Raw genomic sequence first — 19,721 nt, forward strand, 5'->3', positions numbered from 1 at the left:
AACCGATCCAAAATCACCCAGTGATAGTGGATATCCCGGAGGAAATACCGGATAATAACCCCACTCATTTTTAACAACATTGGCATAACTTTCAAATACAGAATTCATTTGTAGTTCACCTCTCAAAATTTTTTTTTATCATCCCAAACCCGATTCGTGACTATATCCAAATGTCGAAACATATTATTTTCATCACTTTTCTTACTGATATACCTCCTTTGTGACTGTTATTCTTACTAATAACCCCTTTTTGACACGTCTAAACACAGCGATTCATTTTTCTTATCAAAACCTCCTTGATTGTTTTCTGTTTCCCGAGGAAACAGATTTACCATATGTACCCATGTTGAAAAGTTTGTGATTGCGATAAAACACTTTATTTTCTTTTTCAATCACTAAAAAAGGGCGTAGAAATCCTGAATGCAAAAAAAGCATAAAGCTTGTCATTTCTACGTCTTAAATAAAAAGTCTGCTGGATAGGTGGTTTTTTCATGACCACTGGATTCTCATTATCCTTCGTCCAAACTACAAAGGTGACTATCACCTTAACGAATCCAAAATCTCTCCCGAAGTTTCCCCCGAACCGTGATTATTTTACTTGGGTTTACGTTCTCATCCCCAATGACGACATTTTAATGCAGCAGCACATTAAAAGGCCGAATAGATTTATTATTTAGGCTCTACCACACCACGCTTCTGTTTTCGGTGGTCTAACGTTGTCCCCACCCTCATTATTTAGCTGTAAGATCCTTCTTAAATCAAATTTTAAGCACAACAAAAAGGGTGTGCAGCAATCAAGTGACTACTACACACCCCTTTGTTATTGAAAAGAAATATTCAGATTACGAAAATTTTCAATGATTCTACTTCTTCTATCGGATCCAACCAGCTTGCTCATGCAGGAGCTGGTTGACGGTTTTGCTACTTCTTGACTAGTCGATTTTACCATCCGGTTTCTTCGATTCCTTTCTATTAAGATCATTGATTTGATTCAAATTATTGCTCTGGCTCCCATTCCCCTTCGTCGATGGCACACATTTCCATATACTCCAGATGATCCGCCATACTTGCATCATTATCCGGGGTTCCCTGGGAATGGTCGGATTGTTCGACGCTGAGAATCGTATTTAACTCGTTTAATCGTAGCAGGTAGTCGTTTAGTTCCTGCTCCTGGGGAAAAGGCTTTTTAACCTCATCTCTGGCGTTTTCCAGCCGTTCCATGGTATCCTGGATATTCATTTCACATTTTTTGATCTGATCCGGGATGCTTTCCAGAACATGACCGATTCGGGTGATATTTCCCAGGGGATCGGCGCCCAAATGGACGGTATGGGTGGCCTGATTTTTGAATAAAAGATCGATCCCATCGAAACCGGAATACTTGGCTGCCATTTTAAATCCGGCATACTGGCCAATCAATCGTGGTTTATCGTCTTTCAGCTTTTTAATCACTTCCAGAATGGCGGTGCCGGCTTCCTTCTTATCGGTATAAAAGACATTACCGATGGTCATTTCAAAATGATCCTTAGATGGTCGTTGTGCTTCATAGAGCTTCAGATCCTCCACTAAGGCGTTTTTCTGCTCGGTTTGGATACTGATATCTCTTGGATAGGCTTTTAAGATATTGTCCTCCAGACGATACCGTTGGCTGACAAAATTGGCTTTGATCAGCTTCAGCTTGGTGACCTTCACATCCAGATCATGAGGTAAGCAGGCGAGTTGCCCACTCCCTCCAGAACCGTACGTACACCTCTCGGCGTATACGGCTCGCCATTTACTATCACCTTACGATTTAATCACTTGCGTGGATTGTTTTGTGACAGTCAGCACACACAGCAAGGGTTTTTCTATGCCTTTTCAGCATAATTTTCTCCCATTCTGCTATGCCTGTTAAGTCTTTAAGTCTTTTCACTTGGTGTATTTCAATCTCAATATTTGTCGCACCACATAGCTCGCAAGCATTGCTTTTCAGCTTTGTTGCTAAACTATTAGGCTTGTCGTATTTTTTAAGATAATCAATTACATCCATTTGGTCGAATAGTGGGGTAGTTTTCCTTTTGTATCCACCATTGTAAAATACAGCTTGCCGATTTCCAGATTTAGTCGTGTAGTGGACAGTGAAGTTGCCATTTTCCACATACTTTGATTTAATCTTGGAAACTTGAGTGCGATATTTTGCACCAAAGGTTTTAAGCATACTATATTTCATAAGACTTGCAAATTTTGAAAGTGCACAGGCATTACAGGCAAGAGAGTAATAATTGTATAACCCTCTAATTTCTGAATTGTACTTTGCTAATATTTCAATATCTGTCTTGTTTATTAACTTTCCACGGTGAATGGCTTTCCATCGGTCTTTTCCATGCTCGTCTTTAACTGTTTTAATAGCACCGCATTCACGTAACTTGTTTTCCCACTTTTCGTGAGGTACATAAAGTTTTAGTACACCACTATAAATTCTAACTCTGACACCTTTGGCATTACGCTTGATGTCTTGACTTTTAGATACCGTTAGGTCATATCCTAAGAATCTTGCCTTTTGGGAAGTATGCGTGATTTTTGTTTTTTCTTCTGAAAGTGTTAGTTTCAGTTTTTCTGATACAAATTTTGCTATATCGGCTTTTACTTTTTCGGCGTCCTCTTTACTTCCGATAACACTGACGATAAAATCATCTGCATACCGCACATATTGAAGTGCCTTATAGTTCGTATCAAACGGGTGATTTACTGGCAATTTTCGCACCTCTGATTTCAGGTTCCGTAACTGCTGTGCAGACTTTACTTTTTCTTCTTCGGTTAGATTGCCCCATACTTTTGACATTGACTTTTTGTATCTACATGCTGTTCCATGCACACGCTCGTATTCTGGATTTCTTTTGCGCTTTAGTGAATTACCTAAATCAAATTTCGCCTTGTATTCTGCCATGTAGCTATCCAATTCATTGAGATAGATATTTGCAAGAATTGGACTTACACCAGAGCCTTGTGGTGTTCCGGAGTAGGTTGCATGGTATTCCCATTGCTCCATATACCCGGCTTTTAAGAATTTCCACATTAACCCGATAAAGGCTTCATCATTGATTTTTCTGCGTAGAATACTAATTAGCACATGGTGGTCAAAACTGTCAAAACAGGCTGTAATATCGCCCTCAATAAACCATGTTGCCCCTGTAAATGTTCTTTGAATTTGCAATAATGCTGTGTGGCAACTTCTCTTTGGTCTAAACCCATGAGAGTTCTTTGAAAAATTTGGTTCATAGATACTTTCTAATATTAGCCTAACTACTTCTTGTACCAGTTTATCGTCACTTGACGGTATGCCAAGTGGACGTTTTTTGGTGCTATTCTTTTTTTCAATATAGGTTCTTCGAGCAGGGTTAGGTTGGTAGCTTTTGTCTTTGATTTTTGTAATGATATTTTCAATTCTTCTGCTACTCATACCGTCGATTGTTGAACCATCCACTCCCATTGTCATACTGCCGTCATTTGCATAAACATTTTTGTATGCCAACAGATAAAACTCTGGGTTATATAGATTGCGGTATAACCGTTCAAATCTATATTCTTTTTGTTGTGATTTTTCGCTTAGACTATTTAATACTGCAATTGGGTTTCTCATAGTGCCTCTCGCACCATCCTTTCTTTTGTATTAAAAAAGTAAACTGCTTCCCTTCGCCATGTAAGCGGCTTTCCCGCATCCGTTTTACGGCATTACCTGTCATTTCAGGTTTCTCGGACTACTACGGAAGCTGTGTAACCATGCCCGATTTCTCGGGTTTAGGTCATCCCCATTTAGGTATATTGAAACATAAGCCTTTCATACTGTCGGATACGACTTTCGCCATTTACTTTATCTAAAAGTTGCTTTGTCCTTAATATCACGCAAATGCACAAGATGGAAGAACATCTGCAAGGACGAATTGCGTTTCATCTCATTTCGCAATTAGGAAAAGATACTCCCAAGCTTTGGCTATCATTTAAGCAGTTTAGCTTTTATCCTCGTGTATGAATTTTTATCTCCATATTTACAGGTTTGTTATGAGATTTATTGTCCTGTAACTATCTGCAACTTACGTTGCAACAACATGCTACACTCCCCACTGGGTTTCCCCTCATGGATAAGTTGTGAGATAATGGGTTGATTTTCACCTACCTTTCTTGATATTTTTACCCACCGCTTGCTTAAGGCGGTATTTCAATATTCCCACGCAACTACTTTTAGCGGTAGTCGCTTATGGGCGCACCATCTTCTCCTTAATAAGCGGATTGCCGGTGGCCAGAGCTTTGACTTCGGCATAGGATAACGCCTGCTCATCCACATCCTCACAGGATCGCCCGGGGAGTTTGCTAGTCATGATCTGACCGATGAATTTTTGTTTATTCTCGATCAGCTGCCACGAGTAGCTGTCAAAAGTTTGCTCGGTGATATAACGAAAAATTTTTACTTCCGGATTCTCATTTCCCGGTCTTATCGGTCTACCTTCACGCTGCTCGATGTCAGCCGGACGCCAGGGCACATCGAGGTGATGCAAACCAATCAGTTTATCCTGGATGTCGGTTCCAGCGCCCATTTTTAGCGTTGATCCAAACAGTACCCGCACGGATCCGCTTCTTACCTTTGAAAAAAGTGCCATCTTCTTCACAATTGTGTCGGCATCGTGAATAAAGGCAATCTCATCTTCCGGGATCCCTTTTTCGATGGCTTTGTTTTTAATCTCCTGATAGACATTAAACCGGCCATCCTTATTGGGCGTGGATAAATCACAAAATACCAATTGAGCTGACCGCTGATTCATGCTGTCCTGCCAGACTTTGACGATATTTTCGACACTCTTATTCACCTTTGATTCTTCCGGATCGAGCAGCAGCGAGTTAATCAGTCGCTGATCCAGAGCCAGCTTGCGTCCGTCATTGGTGATCTTCAGCATGTTGTCCTCATAGGGTTCGACCTGATGATTTCGGACCCGTTCGGCCCGGGCGACCAGCTCCATGAGCATCTCCTTCTGATGTTCGGACGGTTTAATCACCACATCTTCATAGATAGCTTTTGGTACCGGAAGATTAAGCATATCCGGGGTTTGAATATCAGCTACTTCCTTAAAGACGGCCATCAGCTCCGGCAGATTATAAAACCGGGCCAGACGGGTTTTGGATCGGTACCCGGTTCCTTCCGGGGATAATTCGATGGCGGTGACAACTTCGGCAAAGGTTGATGCCCAGGCATCGAAGTGACCTAAATCCATGTCCATCAGGGTGTCGTACTGGAGATAGCGCATCATCGTATACAGTTCGGTAATACTGTTTGAAATTGGTGTGCCGGTGGCAAAGACCACCCCTTTGTTCTGGGTTAATTGATCCAGATACTGGCATTTATTAAACATATCGGTGGCTTTTTGGGATTCACTTTGCCCGATCCCAGCCACATTTCGCATCTTAGTATATAAAAAAAGATTTTTGTAACTATGCGCCTCATCCACAAACAGGCGGTCTACCCCCAATTCCTCAAAAGTAATGACACCATCTTTCCGGGTGTCATCATTGAGCCGGTTCAGACGTAATTCCAGTGACTTCCGGGTTCTTTCCAGTTGTTTGATCGTGAACTGTTCCTCATTATTGCGCTTGGCATCCTCAATGGCCATTAGCACATCCTCAATCTGGCTGTCCAGGGCCTGTTCCCGAAATTCTTTGGACAGGGGGATTTTCTCAAATTGAGAGTGACCAATAATAATGGCATCATAATCGCCGGTGGCAATCCGGGAACAAAACTTCTTACGGTTAATCGGTTCAAAATCCTTTTCCCGAGCCACCAAGACATTGGCCCCGGGATAGAGAGCCAGAAACTCTGCTCCCCATTGTCCGATTAAATGATTGGGAACTACGAACAGGGCTTTGTTGGATAAACCCAGGTACTTGCTTTCCATAGCAATGGCGGTCATCTCAAAGGTTTTGCCGGCGCCGACGCAATGACCAAGTAAGGTATTTCCGCCGTAAAGCCCCCGGGCAATGGCATTAAGCTGATAATCCCGCAAGCTGATCTCTGGCGAAATGCCATGAAGGACAACATGACTTCCATCGTATTCCCGGGGTCTGATGCTGTTAAACAGGATATTATATTTCCTGGTTAAAACCTCCCGACGTTGTGGATCCTGAAAGATCCAATCCCGGAACGCTTCTTTAATCAGCTCCTGCTTCTGATTGGCCAGAATGGTTTCGTTTTTATTAAGAACACGGACATCATTGCCATCAGCGTTCTGGATTGTGTCATAAATCCGGATATCCTTCAGGTTAAGGGAATCCTCCAGGATGCGATAAGCATTGGCCCGTTTGGTGCCATAGGTGACATTTGCCAGGACGTTATCATAGGTATCGGCATTCTTGCCTTGTACGTTCCAGACCCCGGTATAGGGGGAATAACGGATCTTGATGGATCCGCTGTTAACCAGATAGGTTGCCGGCTTAAAGGTATCAACCATGAAATCCTGAATATAGCCGGGATCGATCCAGGTTGCTCCCAACCTTACTTCGATTTCCGATGCTTCCAGATCCCGGGGCTGGGCTGCTTCCAGTGCACTGATGTTTGGTAAAAGGGTTTCGGCCTGATCGTTGGGTAGGTTTTCAAACAGCTGACGGACATGATCCAGCTTCTTTCGGACATTTCCGGACAGGTATTCATCGGCGGTGACAAAGGGAACGTCCGTGACATCGAAAAGGTTTTGGGGGAGCTGCTCCGGATCCAGATTGCCAAAATCCCGGAAGATCACTCCTTCCAGATCGTTAATGATAACGTCCCGGGGTTTTCCGGTTAAACTGCTCATATAGTCCAGATCGACCTTGGCTTTTTCGTTGATGGAAACCAGTAGCGCTTCATTGGAGGTATCAACCGCCGTGACCACCTCATTGGTGCGAATGGTGCGCTTATAAAAGATGTCTGATTTATCTTTAAAGGTACCATCTTCATTTAACACTTCCAGAGCGCATAAGAGCCAATAGGATCCATCCTCATCAAAGGCCCGACGGTTTCCGGTGGCGTTAATCAGGCCGTGTTTCTTAGAAAAGGCATCGTATAGGGTGTGTAGTTCTTCCTGTTTCTTTTCAATCTCCTCATTACTACCATTTTCAAGTTGCAGGTCAATCAGTTCCCGGGTGCAATCACGGAGACCGATCAATCCCATAATCCGGCTCGTTGTGGCTGCGGGTTTATCCATCCGGTTCATTACAGAATTTTCCCGGTAGTAAAGTTCATCGTTAACGATGGTATAACTGTAATTGGCCACATCCGGATCGGCGGGGATGGTAGCCTGGTCATCTTCCATAAGGCTTTCAGCTTCAATTTCCGTATAGGGGAACTGATAATCCAGATTGCCCAGGGCTTTTTCCAGTGCAAGCTTCAGATCGTTCCCTGGGATCGGCAGGCAGGCCGATTCCTCACCGAACCGTCCGGACACCATTTGCATTTCTCCCAAAATCATTTCCGGGTGATCAATGAAATACTGATTCATGGGGATTCCATTTTCATCCATTCCCAGATGTACCCAGGGTTCATCAACTGCTAGGACTTTCCGATCCCGTTTCTTCAGAAAGATAATGTCCGATGTGACTTCGGTACCGGCATTCGCTTTAAAGGCATTATTCGGCAGGCGCACAGCGCCGATTAATTCCGCCCGTTCAGCCAGATACTGCCTGACCATGGGCGACTTCTTATCCATGGTTCCCTTGCTGGTGATAAAGGCTACTACACCCCCATCCCGCAGCTTATCCAGAGACTTGGCAAAGAAATAATCATGGATCATAAAACTGTGTTTATCATAAGCTTTATCATAAACCTGATAATCGCCAAAGGGGACATTCCCAATAGCCACATCAAAAAAGTTATTGGAGAACTGAGTTTTTTCAAACCCGCATACTGATATGTTCGCTTCCGGATAAAGGGCTTTGGCGATCCGACCGGTAATCTCATCCAGCTCCACGCCATAAAGCTTCGAATCCTTCATGGTGTCCGGCAATAAGCCAAAGAAATGGCCCACACCCATCCCTGGTTCCAGAATATTCCCTTTGTAGTAACCCATCTGCTCCAGTGCGACGTACATGGCTTTGATAATAACCGGCGCTGTATAATGGGCATTTAGTGTCGATCCCTTGGCCGAACTGTATTCATCCTCGGTAAGTAAGTCTTTTAATTCCTTGGCTTCCAGCTGCCAATGGATGTTATCCGGATCGAATGCCTGGGGTAATCCACCCCAACCCACATATTGGGATAAAATCGCCTGTTCTGCCGGCGTGGCCACCCGCTTTTCTTTTTCAATCTCTTGCAGGGTTCGAATTGCCAAAACATTGGCTTTGAACTTTTGTCGTGGTGAGCCTTCTCCCAGGACATCAGCAGTTATTTTATAGTTCTCTGGTTTAGGGATATTTCTATCCGTTTTTTTCTGGTCGCTGTGATCCCCTTCATCCTGATCCGCTGCGGATACAGCAATCAATTCCCGATCGTTAGCATCTTCCGGATCCCGATCAAAGGTTATAAAAGACCTCGTTTCTCCATAGCTTTCGACATAGGGTTCCGGATCCATTTCCTGATATGCTCCCGGCACGACGTATTGGCCGGCTTCAATGAGTTCTCTGACTTCCCCGGCAATCTCCGCCCAGGATAAAAAACGATTAATCGACGGATCGGCAGTCTTTTCAAAGCGAATCCCATTCTGATCAAGATGCTGCCGGTAGGTATCCGTGAGATTTCCGAGCACCGGGACTTCGCTGAATAAATAGGTGTTTTTAATCACTTCGCCAAACTCATCATTATTTTGGGTTTCGGATAATAAATCATAGATCACCGGCCGGGTGTAGTCGTCCGGGGTCACGTTGATTAGCAGATCATGAATGTCGTCCAGCGGAATTACCGGTTTTTCTGGTTTCTGTCCGGTAAGTTTAACCCGTTTTGGTTCTTCAAGCACATAGCGCCCCAGGGTCATCAATTCTTCGATACGCTTTGCCACTTTTGGCCAGGGTAAAAGGATGCTTTTTTCTGCTTCCTCCCGGCGCAACAGCATCCCTTTGACACTGTAATCTAACCAGCTGTGATCCGCTCCGGAAAGCGCATGAGATCGTCCCCCCTGGCCATATTCATTTTTGAGAAAATCCGCTTTTTCCTGGGGTGAGTGGTTTTCAGTGAAATAGTTGATGATCCGCTGTTTTCCTCCAGACATACTGCTACCACTACATATAACTGTATCTACTTCATCCTTGGTGATAAACATCGCCGGTTCCTGGTAGTCAAACCCGTTCGCCTGATACTCCCGACGCTCCCGTTTGAGATCATGGAGTCGTTTTAACAACTCATCCGGCTTGTGAAAGTGAAAACGCAAAATAGATCGGTCAACCTTATATTTTTGGGCAAACCCGTCCAGTCCATTAATAATTTCATCCAATTTTTCCGGATCAGTGTAAAGTTCAGCAATCCGAGCTGAACTATCTGGATGACCCCCACGAAAAATGTCATCCTCCATAAAAAATTCCCCGGATCGATCCTGATGCAGATACCAGAGTTTATCTGCCAGTTCTTTGCGTTCGTGGCCATCGACCTGATCAAGCTGTTCCTGGCCCATATAAAGGCCATTTTCCAAGAGTTCCCCGATCCGCTTTTCAACCTGTTCCCATGATAGGGTGGTTTTCATAAAATTACTTTGTACCGTGTTACCCCTGGCGATCTGAATGCCGTTTTTATCAAACCAGACCGCCACTTCTTTTTCATCAATGTAAAACCCTTTGCCACCGGTGCGGTATTCTGCTTGTAGAAAGGCAACATTGTCTTCTGCCAGCAGCTGCTTCTTGTATTGGGCGACAATGCGCAACTGACTGTTTTTGTTATTGCCGGCACTGCGAAGGATCACATCAATATCATGCTGGGGAATAGAAAAAGCGGAGGGCTTAAGGCTCTCCGCTTGTTGGTTGGGTTTTATTGGCTCCTGTCCAGGCTTAAACAGGCTTAGTTGTAAATGAGTTCCGAAAGAACGATCTCGTTGGCCTGCTTCATTAGGTTGTTCATATGCCCGGCCCATTCCATTGGTCTGGTTTTCTTGTCCGGAGCCGGATGATTTTTCATCATCCCCTCCATGATCAATTCCAGCCGGCGCTGGGCTGCCTGATCCACTTCCACCAGGTGTTCGTTGATCTTGTCGTCGAAGATCAGTTCCATCAACAGATCCGGCTTGAATTCCTTCAGATATTCGTTTCTCATCATTCCGTACTTCCCGATTTCCTGACTGGGTGGCGTAAGGGGTTTGATATCCGGGGTCAGAAACTCCCCTTCCTGGTGATAGGTCAATTCCAATGGTTTGAATGCTTCCTGATTTTTGCTCATTTTTTGATTCTCCTTCTATTTGATTTTTCAGTTGTTCCATTTCAATGGTTTGCACCAGTTTTCCCATTTCAATGAGAAAGGGTTTGGTGGTGTTCGTTACATTATTACCCAAAAATATCAGCGACTTAAAGTTTTTGATGTTTTTTATTTGTGCAAAATCTTCCGGATTAAAATAATCCCGGGGATTATAACCACATCGGGATAAGATCTGATAAATCACACTGTTATCATACAGATTGGCAAAGCCACTCACATCCAGATTCCGGAGATAAAGTCTGTTCGACTCCATGATCTCAGTCTTAAAATACTCAAACTGATCTTTATTTCGCACTTTCATTTCCGTCATAATGTAGTATGGCAGCGTATGCTTTGAGCGTGTTTCCTGGTACTGTTCAGTCGCTCGTTTAATTATCTCGACTTCATCCACATTTTCCCGGCTCCACAATTTAAAATCCGGGCCATCCGGATTGCGTTTATGGGTATCACTCACGTCGAATACGTTTTTAAATTCATACTTCAGCTGATCATCCAGCACCAGAATTCGCTTTGCACCGACGTTGACCGTTCGATTGAGTTTTTTATTCCATGCCTCGATTCCGGTTACTGCGGTCGCATCCGGTCGTTGGAACACGATCAGCATCTGATTGTAAAAGGTATGCTTATAATGCCAGGCCGACCGTTCCAGAAAGGTCATCCAGTTTTCCGGTGTCTGAAAATTTTCTTGCGCTATTTGGGGAAAATGTTGTATTTCTCTTGAATTCATTCTATTCACCTCTCGTCAATATGCGTTTGTCATTGTGATTGAAAAGAAAAAAGAGATCCGATTGGATCTCCTTGCGACGTGTTTCCTGTATTTTGTTTCCTCGGGAAACAAGATTATGATTTTTGATTCCCTGTTTCCTCGGGAAACAAGATTGTGATTTTCTATTTCCTGTTTCCTCGGGAAACAAGGTCGTGATTTTTTATTCCTGTTTCCTCGGGAAACAGAATTACTGTTCCGGTTCCCATTCTTCATCATTTTCAAGGGTTTGAGAATCGGACAGAATGTTGATATATTCATTAATGCGTTCTAAAAGGTTGTTTCCGATCAGTTTCGCCATTGCTGAAACATCATCATTTTTAAAATATGTGTCGAATGCTTCATAATATTTTTTCCGATCTGAAAATTTCACATTAATAGGCAGATAATTATTCTGCATCAGATCAAGATTAAGGATTAACCGACCGGTACGACCATTTCCGTCGATGAAGGGGTGAATCCCTTCAAATTCTAAATGAAACCGTGCGACTCGCTCGATTGGATGAAGTGTTGACTTCCACTGTTCATTCTTTAGAATCAATTCTTCCATGGATGGCTGTATCTGAACCGGCTGCACCGGCTCGATAAAGGCTCCTGCAATTGAAACCGGTATTCGTCGATAAATCCCCTTATCTTTGGGTCGATTGATTAAAACCAAGGAGTGAATATTTTTAATAACTGCTTCGGATAAAATGGCTTTTTCACTCACCAGGTCTTTAATATATTCAAAGGCGTCCCGATGACCGATGGCTTCCAAATGATCTTTTAAGGGCTTTTGATCAATGGTAAGTCCTTCTAAAACCATGGCAGTTTCTCCAAGCGTTAAGGTATTGCCTTCAATCGCATTGGAGTTATAGGTAAACTGAACCATAAATGATTCGTTGAGTCGTTCTAATTCTCCTTGCGTTAAAGGCCGGCAGGACTGAAGGACGTTATTTTTATTTTCAATTTCTTTTAATAGCTGTTCCATCTTCAATCGATCATCCCTCACTTTCTTAGCATACTTTCTTTGACAACGGTAAAATGTTTAGCTAATGATAACACAATTCACTCTACCTTATCATCTATTTTAAAAAAACCTCCCTTCAGCCTGTTCACCATGCATCAGAATGAGCTTGCCATTGAGATTGAAAAAAAGAGATCCGCTTGAATCTCATTGTAATGTGTTTTCTGTATTTTGTTTCCTCGGGAAACAAGATTATGATTTTTTATTTCCTGTTTCCTCGGGAAACAGCATCACTGTTCCGGTTCCCAATTATTGCTCTGACTATTTTCTTTTTCTTTAATTATTTCTTTTAATTTGAAATTCTCATTTTCATACAACTCGCATTTTTCCTTTAGCATTAATGCAACTTCTCTGCTTCGACTAAGTTCAATTTCTTTTTCTTTTAGTTTATTCGTTAGCATCACATTTTCTTTAAATAGTTGATTAATATGATTGATTGTTCGATCTTTCTGATAGCCTTTATCTCCTGAAGACTCATTTTTCAGGCGTTTTTGATAATTAAATTCTTCAACTAAAATCCTTAAAGCGTCAGCATTCCCACCAGATATTTCTGAGATCTTTTTAATGCTTGGATTTATATTTTCAGCCAAAACCGATGCTGTCATTTTGCTGTCTTCTTCGATCCGTTGCACTCTTGGTTTCATATCTCCAGTATCTTGTCTGACATCTTCACTTTTTTTAAAATCTTTAAACAACGTAAGAATCCCAGTACATAATGCTCCAAAAACGCCGATTAGAGCAATGACTATTCCTAACGAACCGGCATCCATTTTACTTCCACCAGTTACCCAAAAACTGATAACTAATGTCAGCATAATTAATGACATACTTATCATGTAATTTTTTATAAAAATTCACCGCCTCTCATTTGTTCAAACCATGCTTTAAGGCGTTTTCTCTCTGATAAACTATTAAATTGATTATAATCCTGTTTCCTCGGGAAACAGAATCACATTTCCTGCTCCCATTCTTCTTCATAGTCTTCAAACTGTGCCCCGGCATTCAGTTGATTCAGATGTTCTTCCATCGCCCCGATATGTTCTTTATAGGTATTATTAATCTTATCCATGGACAGGTTTAAACTATATTTTTTCTGTTCTTCTGCCGGCAGCGCTTCGATCTGTTCCAGAAAACTCTGGTAATGGGATGCCAGATGATCTTTGGTACCTTCAGTGACTTCCAGGCCAAAGCGACTCAAAAACATAATGGTCAAACCGTCAGCTTCAAATTCATGCTGGTGTTCACTTATTTCGGAACGATATGCTTCAGCCGTATGGTCTAAAAAAGCATGGGACATTTCATGCAGAAACGTCCCGAGCTTTTGAGTATCCTGAAGTTTTTCGTTCAGTCTGATTTCATTGGTTGATGGCGTATAGGATCCCCGTAATTTGATCGAGCGCAAAGCTGTTTCCTCAACCGGGAATCCCTGGTCTTCACAATAACTCCGTAGCTGCTCATATAAGGTGGCATGATCCTGAGATACTTCGCCAAAACTCACTAACCGGGGGTATTCGGCTACCGGGCAGTCGGTTTGGGAAATATCAAAAACCGATCCCAGTTTAAACCGCATGACCGATTTTACATCGATCTCTCCCCGCTTGATCCGCTCCCGCTCACTTTTGGTTGCATTAATTAAAGGAGTGGACGTATTTTCGCCATCCCGATAAAAATAAGACGCTTTAACCGGTACCAGAATCTTCATGCTTTTTTGACCCTTCTGCACCTGATAACCTTTTTCCTTATAAAACTGATAACTGCCCACAAAGGATGCCCGATCATTCTGAGAAAAAATAAGCTGCTGATTTCGGGGACTGTAACGATAAAACTTTGAAGAAAACTCTAAATATTCAGCAATAACCGCCGGATCACGCTTGAACGACTCACCCAGATCAATTATTTTCTGGTTATAGAGATCCATTTCCTTTTTAATATCTTCTGGACTTCGCTTCTCATACTTGGCCATTTACCGATCTCCCATTTCCTTAAGAATACCCATTTGAACCGGTTTTGGTAAAAGTTCCAGTGGCGCTAAATCTTCATCAGCAATCTGTTCGCCGGCGATAATAAATTCCTCCGGAACTTCGACATAAAACCACTCACCATTCTCATTTTTAACAATCGCTTTACCATTCATATAACCGATCACTTCATTTTCAATTGCTAGAGCTTGCATTTTTTATTCCTTTCTGCCTGTTTCCTCGGGAAACAAGACGTTCGTTTTTTTAATTTTGTTTCCTCGGGAAACAGAATTACATTTCCGGCTCCCACTCATCTTCAAGATCCTCATATCTTTGATCTTGTGTACTATCATGCGCTTTTTCATCCAACACCACTTCACTAAACATCTTATTAAATTCTGAAGTTGAAATATAACCGGCACAGGCCAAAGCAAATTTTTCGCCCGTTACCTCATCACAATCAGCAATAGAAATATTGCCATTCTCCAGCAACTCGTAACTGCATTCCATCAACGGTTTAAAGTAGTCACAGCCATAGGGAGTAATGCGACTTTCTTCATTCCAGACAAAGGATGCTGGCATATCTACATCCCCAATAATCAACTCACAGTCAAAGGCTTGATTGCTGTTAAGTAATGCCCCAAAAGTTTTGAGCTTATCCAGATTGTTTTTTTGGTAATTATCTTCAAATTGTTTTAGTAGATATTCCTTTGTAAATCGATCAGATGGATATAGGCTACTATTTCGGCACACATTCCCATCGGGAGTAGTGAAAGTAATATATCTTCTTTCGTCATTCCAACACACTCCGTAACTTCTGTCTTTCATCATTTCAATAAACATTTCCCGATTTTCTGCTATCCTAGTACAGTTGTTTATTTCTAAGATCAACTCTAATTTCCAACTTTTCAATTCCGACGCCGAAGCAACTGGTGATTCAGCATTATGCAACTGCTCATATTGGACATCGCTAACTCGACCGGTATCAAACAACACATTAAAAGGCTTATCTTTATCTTCATTTTCCTTGAAATTTTGATCAATCAACCAATCTGAATAAAATCCAACCCCTTCAAAAACAATCGGGTCACGCTCGGCATCCATCGGATCCCCAAAGGGATCAATAACTTCTGATTCCGCAATCCATTCCCGTCTGGCGATGACTTCCTCATTCTGCACAATGGTAATATCCGAACCATTTTCACACACCATTTCGTCGGCCAGCTTCAACCCCTCCTTCAAGCTATCCACTTCTACTACGGCCCCATCATACACAATGCATAAGGACTGCGTTACATTCTCATTCCGCTCCACTTCTTACCTCCCAAAAATTCATATTTTTTAATCGGATCATTGAATCTTTCAATAAAAAAAGAGATCTTTTTTTGATCTCCAACCATTTCCTGTTTCCTCGGGAAACAAATTTACATTTCCGGCTCCCATTCATCCTCAAACGATTGCTCCGATTGCTGTTTCGAGATATCACTAAACTGCTCATAAATCTGGCTTTCGTCCCACTGTAAGCCCTGTTCGTCCTGGTGAATGTTGGTGGCTCGAATGAATTGCCGACCGTTAAATAACAGGGCGTCGCTCCCGTTTACATCCAATACCACCGTCTGATCGGAAGCATTGGTTTGAAAAACATCGCCTTTTCTTAATACATTGCATTGCGGATGCTGATCAATTTTTATTCCGTCCTGATAATTTTTCATTTTTTCACTTAAATGGTTACAGCCATAAAAAATATTATTTCCCATAATGAAATCTGCCGGCATTTTTACGTCATGGATGATCGAATTAGCAAAGGCATAATTCCCGATTTGGGTAATTGAATCCGGCAGAATCAGATCGGTAATACTGGTATCTTTGTAAAAGCCCCAGTCTGCTATGGCCCTAACCGGGTAAGAAATCCCTTGAGACGTGATCCGGTCGGGAACTGAAATCAGTTTATTGATGGGAAGATCTTCATGGTGAAAGTTTGATCCGGCCAATACCGCCCGGTTATTTTCTGCATCAATGACAAACGAAAAACCATTAGTGATGACAAATGGGTAGTCGTAATACTTTTTAATTTCTGCCAATGGCGGAACGATCCGATAATCATCAAAGTAACGGGCAGCTGCCCGCATGAGTTTTTGGGTATCTTCATCAAACTCCGTATCGAATGCCCAGATAAATTGATCCCCATTAAATAATAGCAAGTCATTTTCATGCGCTTCTAACGTAACTAAATATTTTGCAAATGATCCGTTTTTAATTTTCTGCATTATTTCTCCTTTTCGAATATCTTGTTTCCTCGGGAAACAGGATTGGTCTTTTCGACATTTTGTTTCCTCGGGAAACAGGATTATCTGTATTCCCATATTCAACGATTAATAGACATCGATCCATTTTGAACAAATAAAAAAACGCCATGCATCTGGAATAGCACAGCGCCTTCCCGGCTTTATATAACCGGTTTCAAGCTCGTGTTGTAATTCAAATTTTATTTTTTCCACTTCAAACATAACGGCGATACGAAAATCTAAAACCGGCTTGATTATTTCACCGGTTCGTTGATTGATCCAGTTCTGCCCATCTGTTTTTAATGGCGTGACTGACGGGATATAGCTATCTTTTAAATCCGTGATATCTTTTTTATAAATCGATTCCGAAAGAATGGAATGTTTCAGGTCGGTCTGTAAAACCTTCAGGGCAAAATCCAGACAAGCAATTTTCCCGGTAATATCCTTTTCCATGGCAAGGCCATTCTGAATGGCAAATAATGCATCGTCAAAATTTTCTTTAGATCCACCAATGCAAATTTTCGGCGGCTTTGGTTTCTTTTTTCCAAACATCGGCTCACTCCTTTAGAAATTCTTCAAGTAGTTCAATGATGATTAACTTGATTCGGGTTTCCGTTGGTGGAAAGCGATAAATCAAACTGCCCAGTTCGTTACACACAATGCGGTAATTTTCATCAATTAATCCCCTTCGTATAATCATCAAATAGTGTAAATAGAACATGTAGTTATAACTGCTTTGATACGACTTCCTGCTTTTTGTCTTTTTGAGTTTTTTGAGAAATAGGCAAAGCGCTTCTCTGGCTTCAGTATTCAATTCTGGTGGGGAATCAAAATGGTATTTCCCGAAAATGTCAAACAATTCTTTAGTAACTGTGTCCATTGCTGTCAATTACTCCTTTATTTTCATATTTTCTTGTTTCCTCGGGAAACAGACTACCTTTATTCCTTTGTTTCTTCAACTCCCATATTAATCCCACTGAAAATCAATTTTTCCTGATCATTATTAATCGATTCACCATCTTCACTGTTTACTGAGTATAGATTGAGTACAATAAATTTATCATCCATTTCTGCACTTAAATTCGTATCTTCTTTTAATTCCACGCGAAATGTTTCAGAATGATCATGAGTTTGAAAAACTACCTGATCATCAATAATTTGATAGTTTCCGGATTCCTTGTGCTCGCCGTCTTTATCAAGAATAAAGTCGTAATAAGATCCGTCAAGAGAGATTTTCAATATTCTCGATGAGAATGATTCACTAAAATCTTCTGGGTTGCTGATATCACCATTGAAGCTTACATAAGTGCCAGTTAGATTTTCTTCAGTCAGAAGTAGTGACTTAATGTGCGAAAGATACTGATAATGCCGGAATTCATTAACCCCAATGTTAATGACCGGCATTAAGATTATGAAAGCGATCAGAACGAATGTAATAAATCTCTTACTCCCAATTTCATACAGTTTAATAGGATTAACAAAAACATTTTCATTATTATATTTACGTTTCATATAGCCCTTAGAAACACAAAACAATGCAAGAAAAACAACAGCATCAACAATTGTTGCAAATAACAAAATCCACTCGCAAATCAAAAATGCAAAAGATGAAACATATATTCTGTCATATATCGTTCCATTGCACCAGTATCGCTCCCTTTCGAAGCTTTCATATACCCAATAGTCCCCATAGGTTTTAACAGGCTTCTTACTCACTTTTCCTGCCACTCCCCACAATTTGAACAATAATTATCATCCGGCTCCCAGTCATCGTCAAGCTCATAATCTTCTTCCCGGGTCAGCTCCGCATGAACCCGATCAAACCCGTCATTTAGCAGATTAAAACCCTCATTTTCAAACCGCTCATGGATGTGATTCAAAAGCTCCGTTCCCTCAAAACGATTTTCAACAACCAGCAGCGCCTTAATCATTTCCGCTTCATTGGTCTGCTTCATGCTGGCCAAGTCCTTTTTGAGATCCTGGAAACCCAGGCTTTCATAGTTTTTGGGTATCTGATCAATCGACTGATAATAATTCCCGAAATCCCAGATCAATTTGCCTTCAATCATCTGGATGCCATGGGCTTTGATAAACTGAGTCCCGGTAAAAAGCAGGGCATCACTGCCCTGCACATCCAAAACCACTGTCTGATCGGCTCTCTCGGTTCGTATGAAGTCCCCTTTTTTAACGGCTGCTGTCATTACGAAACCCCCTGCTCATTTCTTTTCAATAACTGTCTGAACAATTCTTTATTAGCGTGCCATCCCATGATATTGGGAGCATACTGACTAAACTTCGCCGTTGGGAAGAAAGTTTTCAGTGTCGCTTCTTCTTCCGGGGCAATGAAATTTAATAACAGGTTGATTTCCTCCAGCTCATCCTTCTGGTAGTGTGCCAATGCCTGATTTAAAGCTGCCCGTTCAAAGCACTTGCCGGCACCACACAAAATTTTAATGTGCCCCTGACTAAAGGGTTCAATCACATCTTCATTCAAAACCCCCACATCAAAGATGATGTAATCATAGGTTTTCATGACCAGGCCATTCCGATAGAAATAGTCGACCCCCTTGGTCTGATGCCATTCCCCATCCTCGATTTCTTCTTTTTTCATGCGGTAAGCTTCAATAATTGATTTGAGATGATTGTGATCATTGGCTTCCATGTAAGCCACCATTTTTCCCTGATTAGCCAGATAGTTAGCCAGCTGGATGGCCGTGGTGGTGGTACCGGTCCGGCGCTGGGAGCCGGCAACAAATATAAACTGTTCCTTCGGTTCAGCTCGTGCTTCCAGTTCCATTGGATCCGCTATGACTGTCTCAATAAAGGGCATTTCAATCAGCGGTTGGTCATCGATAACAACCGGCCTTTGAATGATTTCTGCAATCGACGGCTGCTCAATTGCCACTACTTCATGAATCTCATCATTTAGCAGCTGATCCTGGTAGGTGATCCCGGTTCGACTGACTGCCCTGAGAATCTGGGCTTCAAATTCCCTGGGATCGCCGGTAATGATATTATAGACTTCCCGATTCAATAGCTCCTGTTTCAGCTCCGGGGTGATTTCCCGGGCAAAGATGATCAGTCGCTGTTCGAACCAATCCTGAATGGCGTGTATTGCCTTAAATAGACCCTCTGGAATATCAAGCAAACACTCCAGATCCACCGCCAGATAGCGATAGGAATCAAATTTAGTGAGATCATTCTCAACAAAGGCTGCCAGTTCATAATCCCCGATGAATTTTTTAATCGGCATCCCGTTTTCCTTTTTCAGAAAATCAAAAATCCCATTGTTCTGGTTACTGGTTACATATAAAAGCAT

14 protein-coding genes are annotated in these 19,721 nt (G+C 42.0%); all 14 read right to left on the reverse strand.

The features are described from left to right. Positions 1-996: 996 nt before the first annotated feature. On the reverse strand, positions 997-1,692 hold the full coding sequence (locus ACWI_RS04865; protein WP_070370310.1) for a hypothetical protein: 696 nt from the start codon (positions 1,690-1,692) through the stop codon (positions 997-999). Positions 1,693-1,792: 100 nt separating this feature from the next. Then, the gene (locus ACWI_RS04870; RefSeq protein ID WP_070370311.1) at positions 1,793-3,619 is read right to left on the reverse strand and encodes a reverse transcriptase domain-containing protein; all 1,827 of its coding nucleotides are present in this window, start codon (positions 3,617-3,619) and stop codon (positions 1,793-1,795) included. A gap of 613 nt (positions 3,620-4,232) precedes the next feature. Next, the gene (locus ACWI_RS19515) at positions 4,233-11,117 is read right to left on the reverse strand and encodes an Eco57I restriction-modification methylase domain-containing protein (RefSeq protein ID WP_070370312.1); all 6,885 of its coding nucleotides are present in this window, start codon (positions 11,115-11,117) and stop codon (positions 4,233-4,235) included. A 226-nt stretch (positions 11,118-11,343) separates the two neighbouring features. Then, the gene (locus tag ACWI_RS04880; RefSeq protein ID WP_070370384.1) at positions 11,344-12,123 is read right to left on the reverse strand and encodes a Fic family protein; all 780 of its coding nucleotides are present in this window, start codon (positions 12,121-12,123) and stop codon (positions 11,344-11,346) included. 266 nt (positions 12,124-12,389) lie between these two features. After that, positions 12,390-12,986, reverse strand: a complete 597-nt coding sequence (locus ACWI_RS04885) for a hypothetical protein (RefSeq protein WP_139142316.1) — start codon at positions 12,984-12,986, stop codon at positions 12,390-12,392. Positions 12,987-13,108: 122 nt separating this feature from the next. Continuing rightward, the gene (locus ACWI_RS04890; RefSeq protein WP_070370314.1) at positions 13,109-14,122 is read right to left on the reverse strand and encodes an ImmA/IrrE family metallo-endopeptidase; all 1,014 of its coding nucleotides are present in this window, start codon (positions 14,120-14,122) and stop codon (positions 13,109-13,111) included. Next, a complete protein-coding gene (locus tag ACWI_RS04895; protein WP_070370315.1) occupies positions 14,123-14,332 on the reverse strand; it encodes a hypothetical protein in 210 nt (69 codons plus the stop codon). Between the two features lie 76 nt (positions 14,333-14,408). After that, positions 14,409-15,431, reverse strand: coding sequence for a hypothetical protein (locus ACWI_RS04900; protein ID WP_139142317.1), 1,023 nt, complete (start codon positions 15,429-15,431; stop codon positions 14,409-14,411). A gap of 110 nt (positions 15,432-15,541) precedes the next feature. After that, positions 15,542-16,384, reverse strand: a complete 843-nt coding sequence (locus tag ACWI_RS04905; RefSeq protein ID WP_070370317.1) for a leucine-rich repeat protein — start codon at positions 16,382-16,384, stop codon at positions 15,542-15,544. 105 nt (positions 16,385-16,489) lie between these two features. After that, entirely contained in the window at positions 16,490-16,954 is a 465-nt protein-coding gene (locus ACWI_RS04910) for a DUF6710 family protein (RefSeq protein ID WP_070370318.1), read from the reverse strand. Positions 16,955-16,958: 4 nt separating this feature from the next. Next, positions 16,959-17,282, reverse strand: a complete 324-nt coding sequence (locus ACWI_RS04915) for a hypothetical protein (protein ID WP_070370319.1) — start codon at positions 17,280-17,282, stop codon at positions 16,959-16,961. A 59-nt stretch (positions 17,283-17,341) separates the two neighbouring features. After that, positions 17,342-18,118 carry a hypothetical protein gene (locus ACWI_RS04920; protein ID WP_070370320.1) on the reverse strand — a complete coding sequence of 259 codons (777 nt, stop codon included), beginning with the start codon at positions 18,116-18,118 and terminating at the stop codon, positions 17,342-17,344. Further along, positions 18,115-18,603, reverse strand: a complete 489-nt coding sequence (locus ACWI_RS04925; protein ID WP_070370321.1) for a hypothetical protein — start codon at positions 18,601-18,603, stop codon at positions 18,115-18,117. The genes ACWI_RS04920 and ACWI_RS04925 overlap by 4 nt, the downstream gene beginning before the upstream one ends. Then, positions 18,603-19,721 carry a hypothetical protein gene (locus tag ACWI_RS04930; RefSeq protein WP_070370322.1) on the reverse strand — a complete coding sequence of 373 codons (1,119 nt, stop codon included), beginning with the start codon at positions 19,719-19,721 and terminating at the stop codon, positions 18,603-18,605. The genes ACWI_RS04925 and ACWI_RS04930 overlap by 1 nt, the downstream gene beginning before the upstream one ends.

It is taken from the genome of Acetobacterium wieringae, from assembly GCF_001766835.1.
Taxonomy (GTDB): domain Bacteria; phylum Bacillota; class Clostridia; order Eubacteriales; family Eubacteriaceae; genus Acetobacterium; species Acetobacterium wieringae.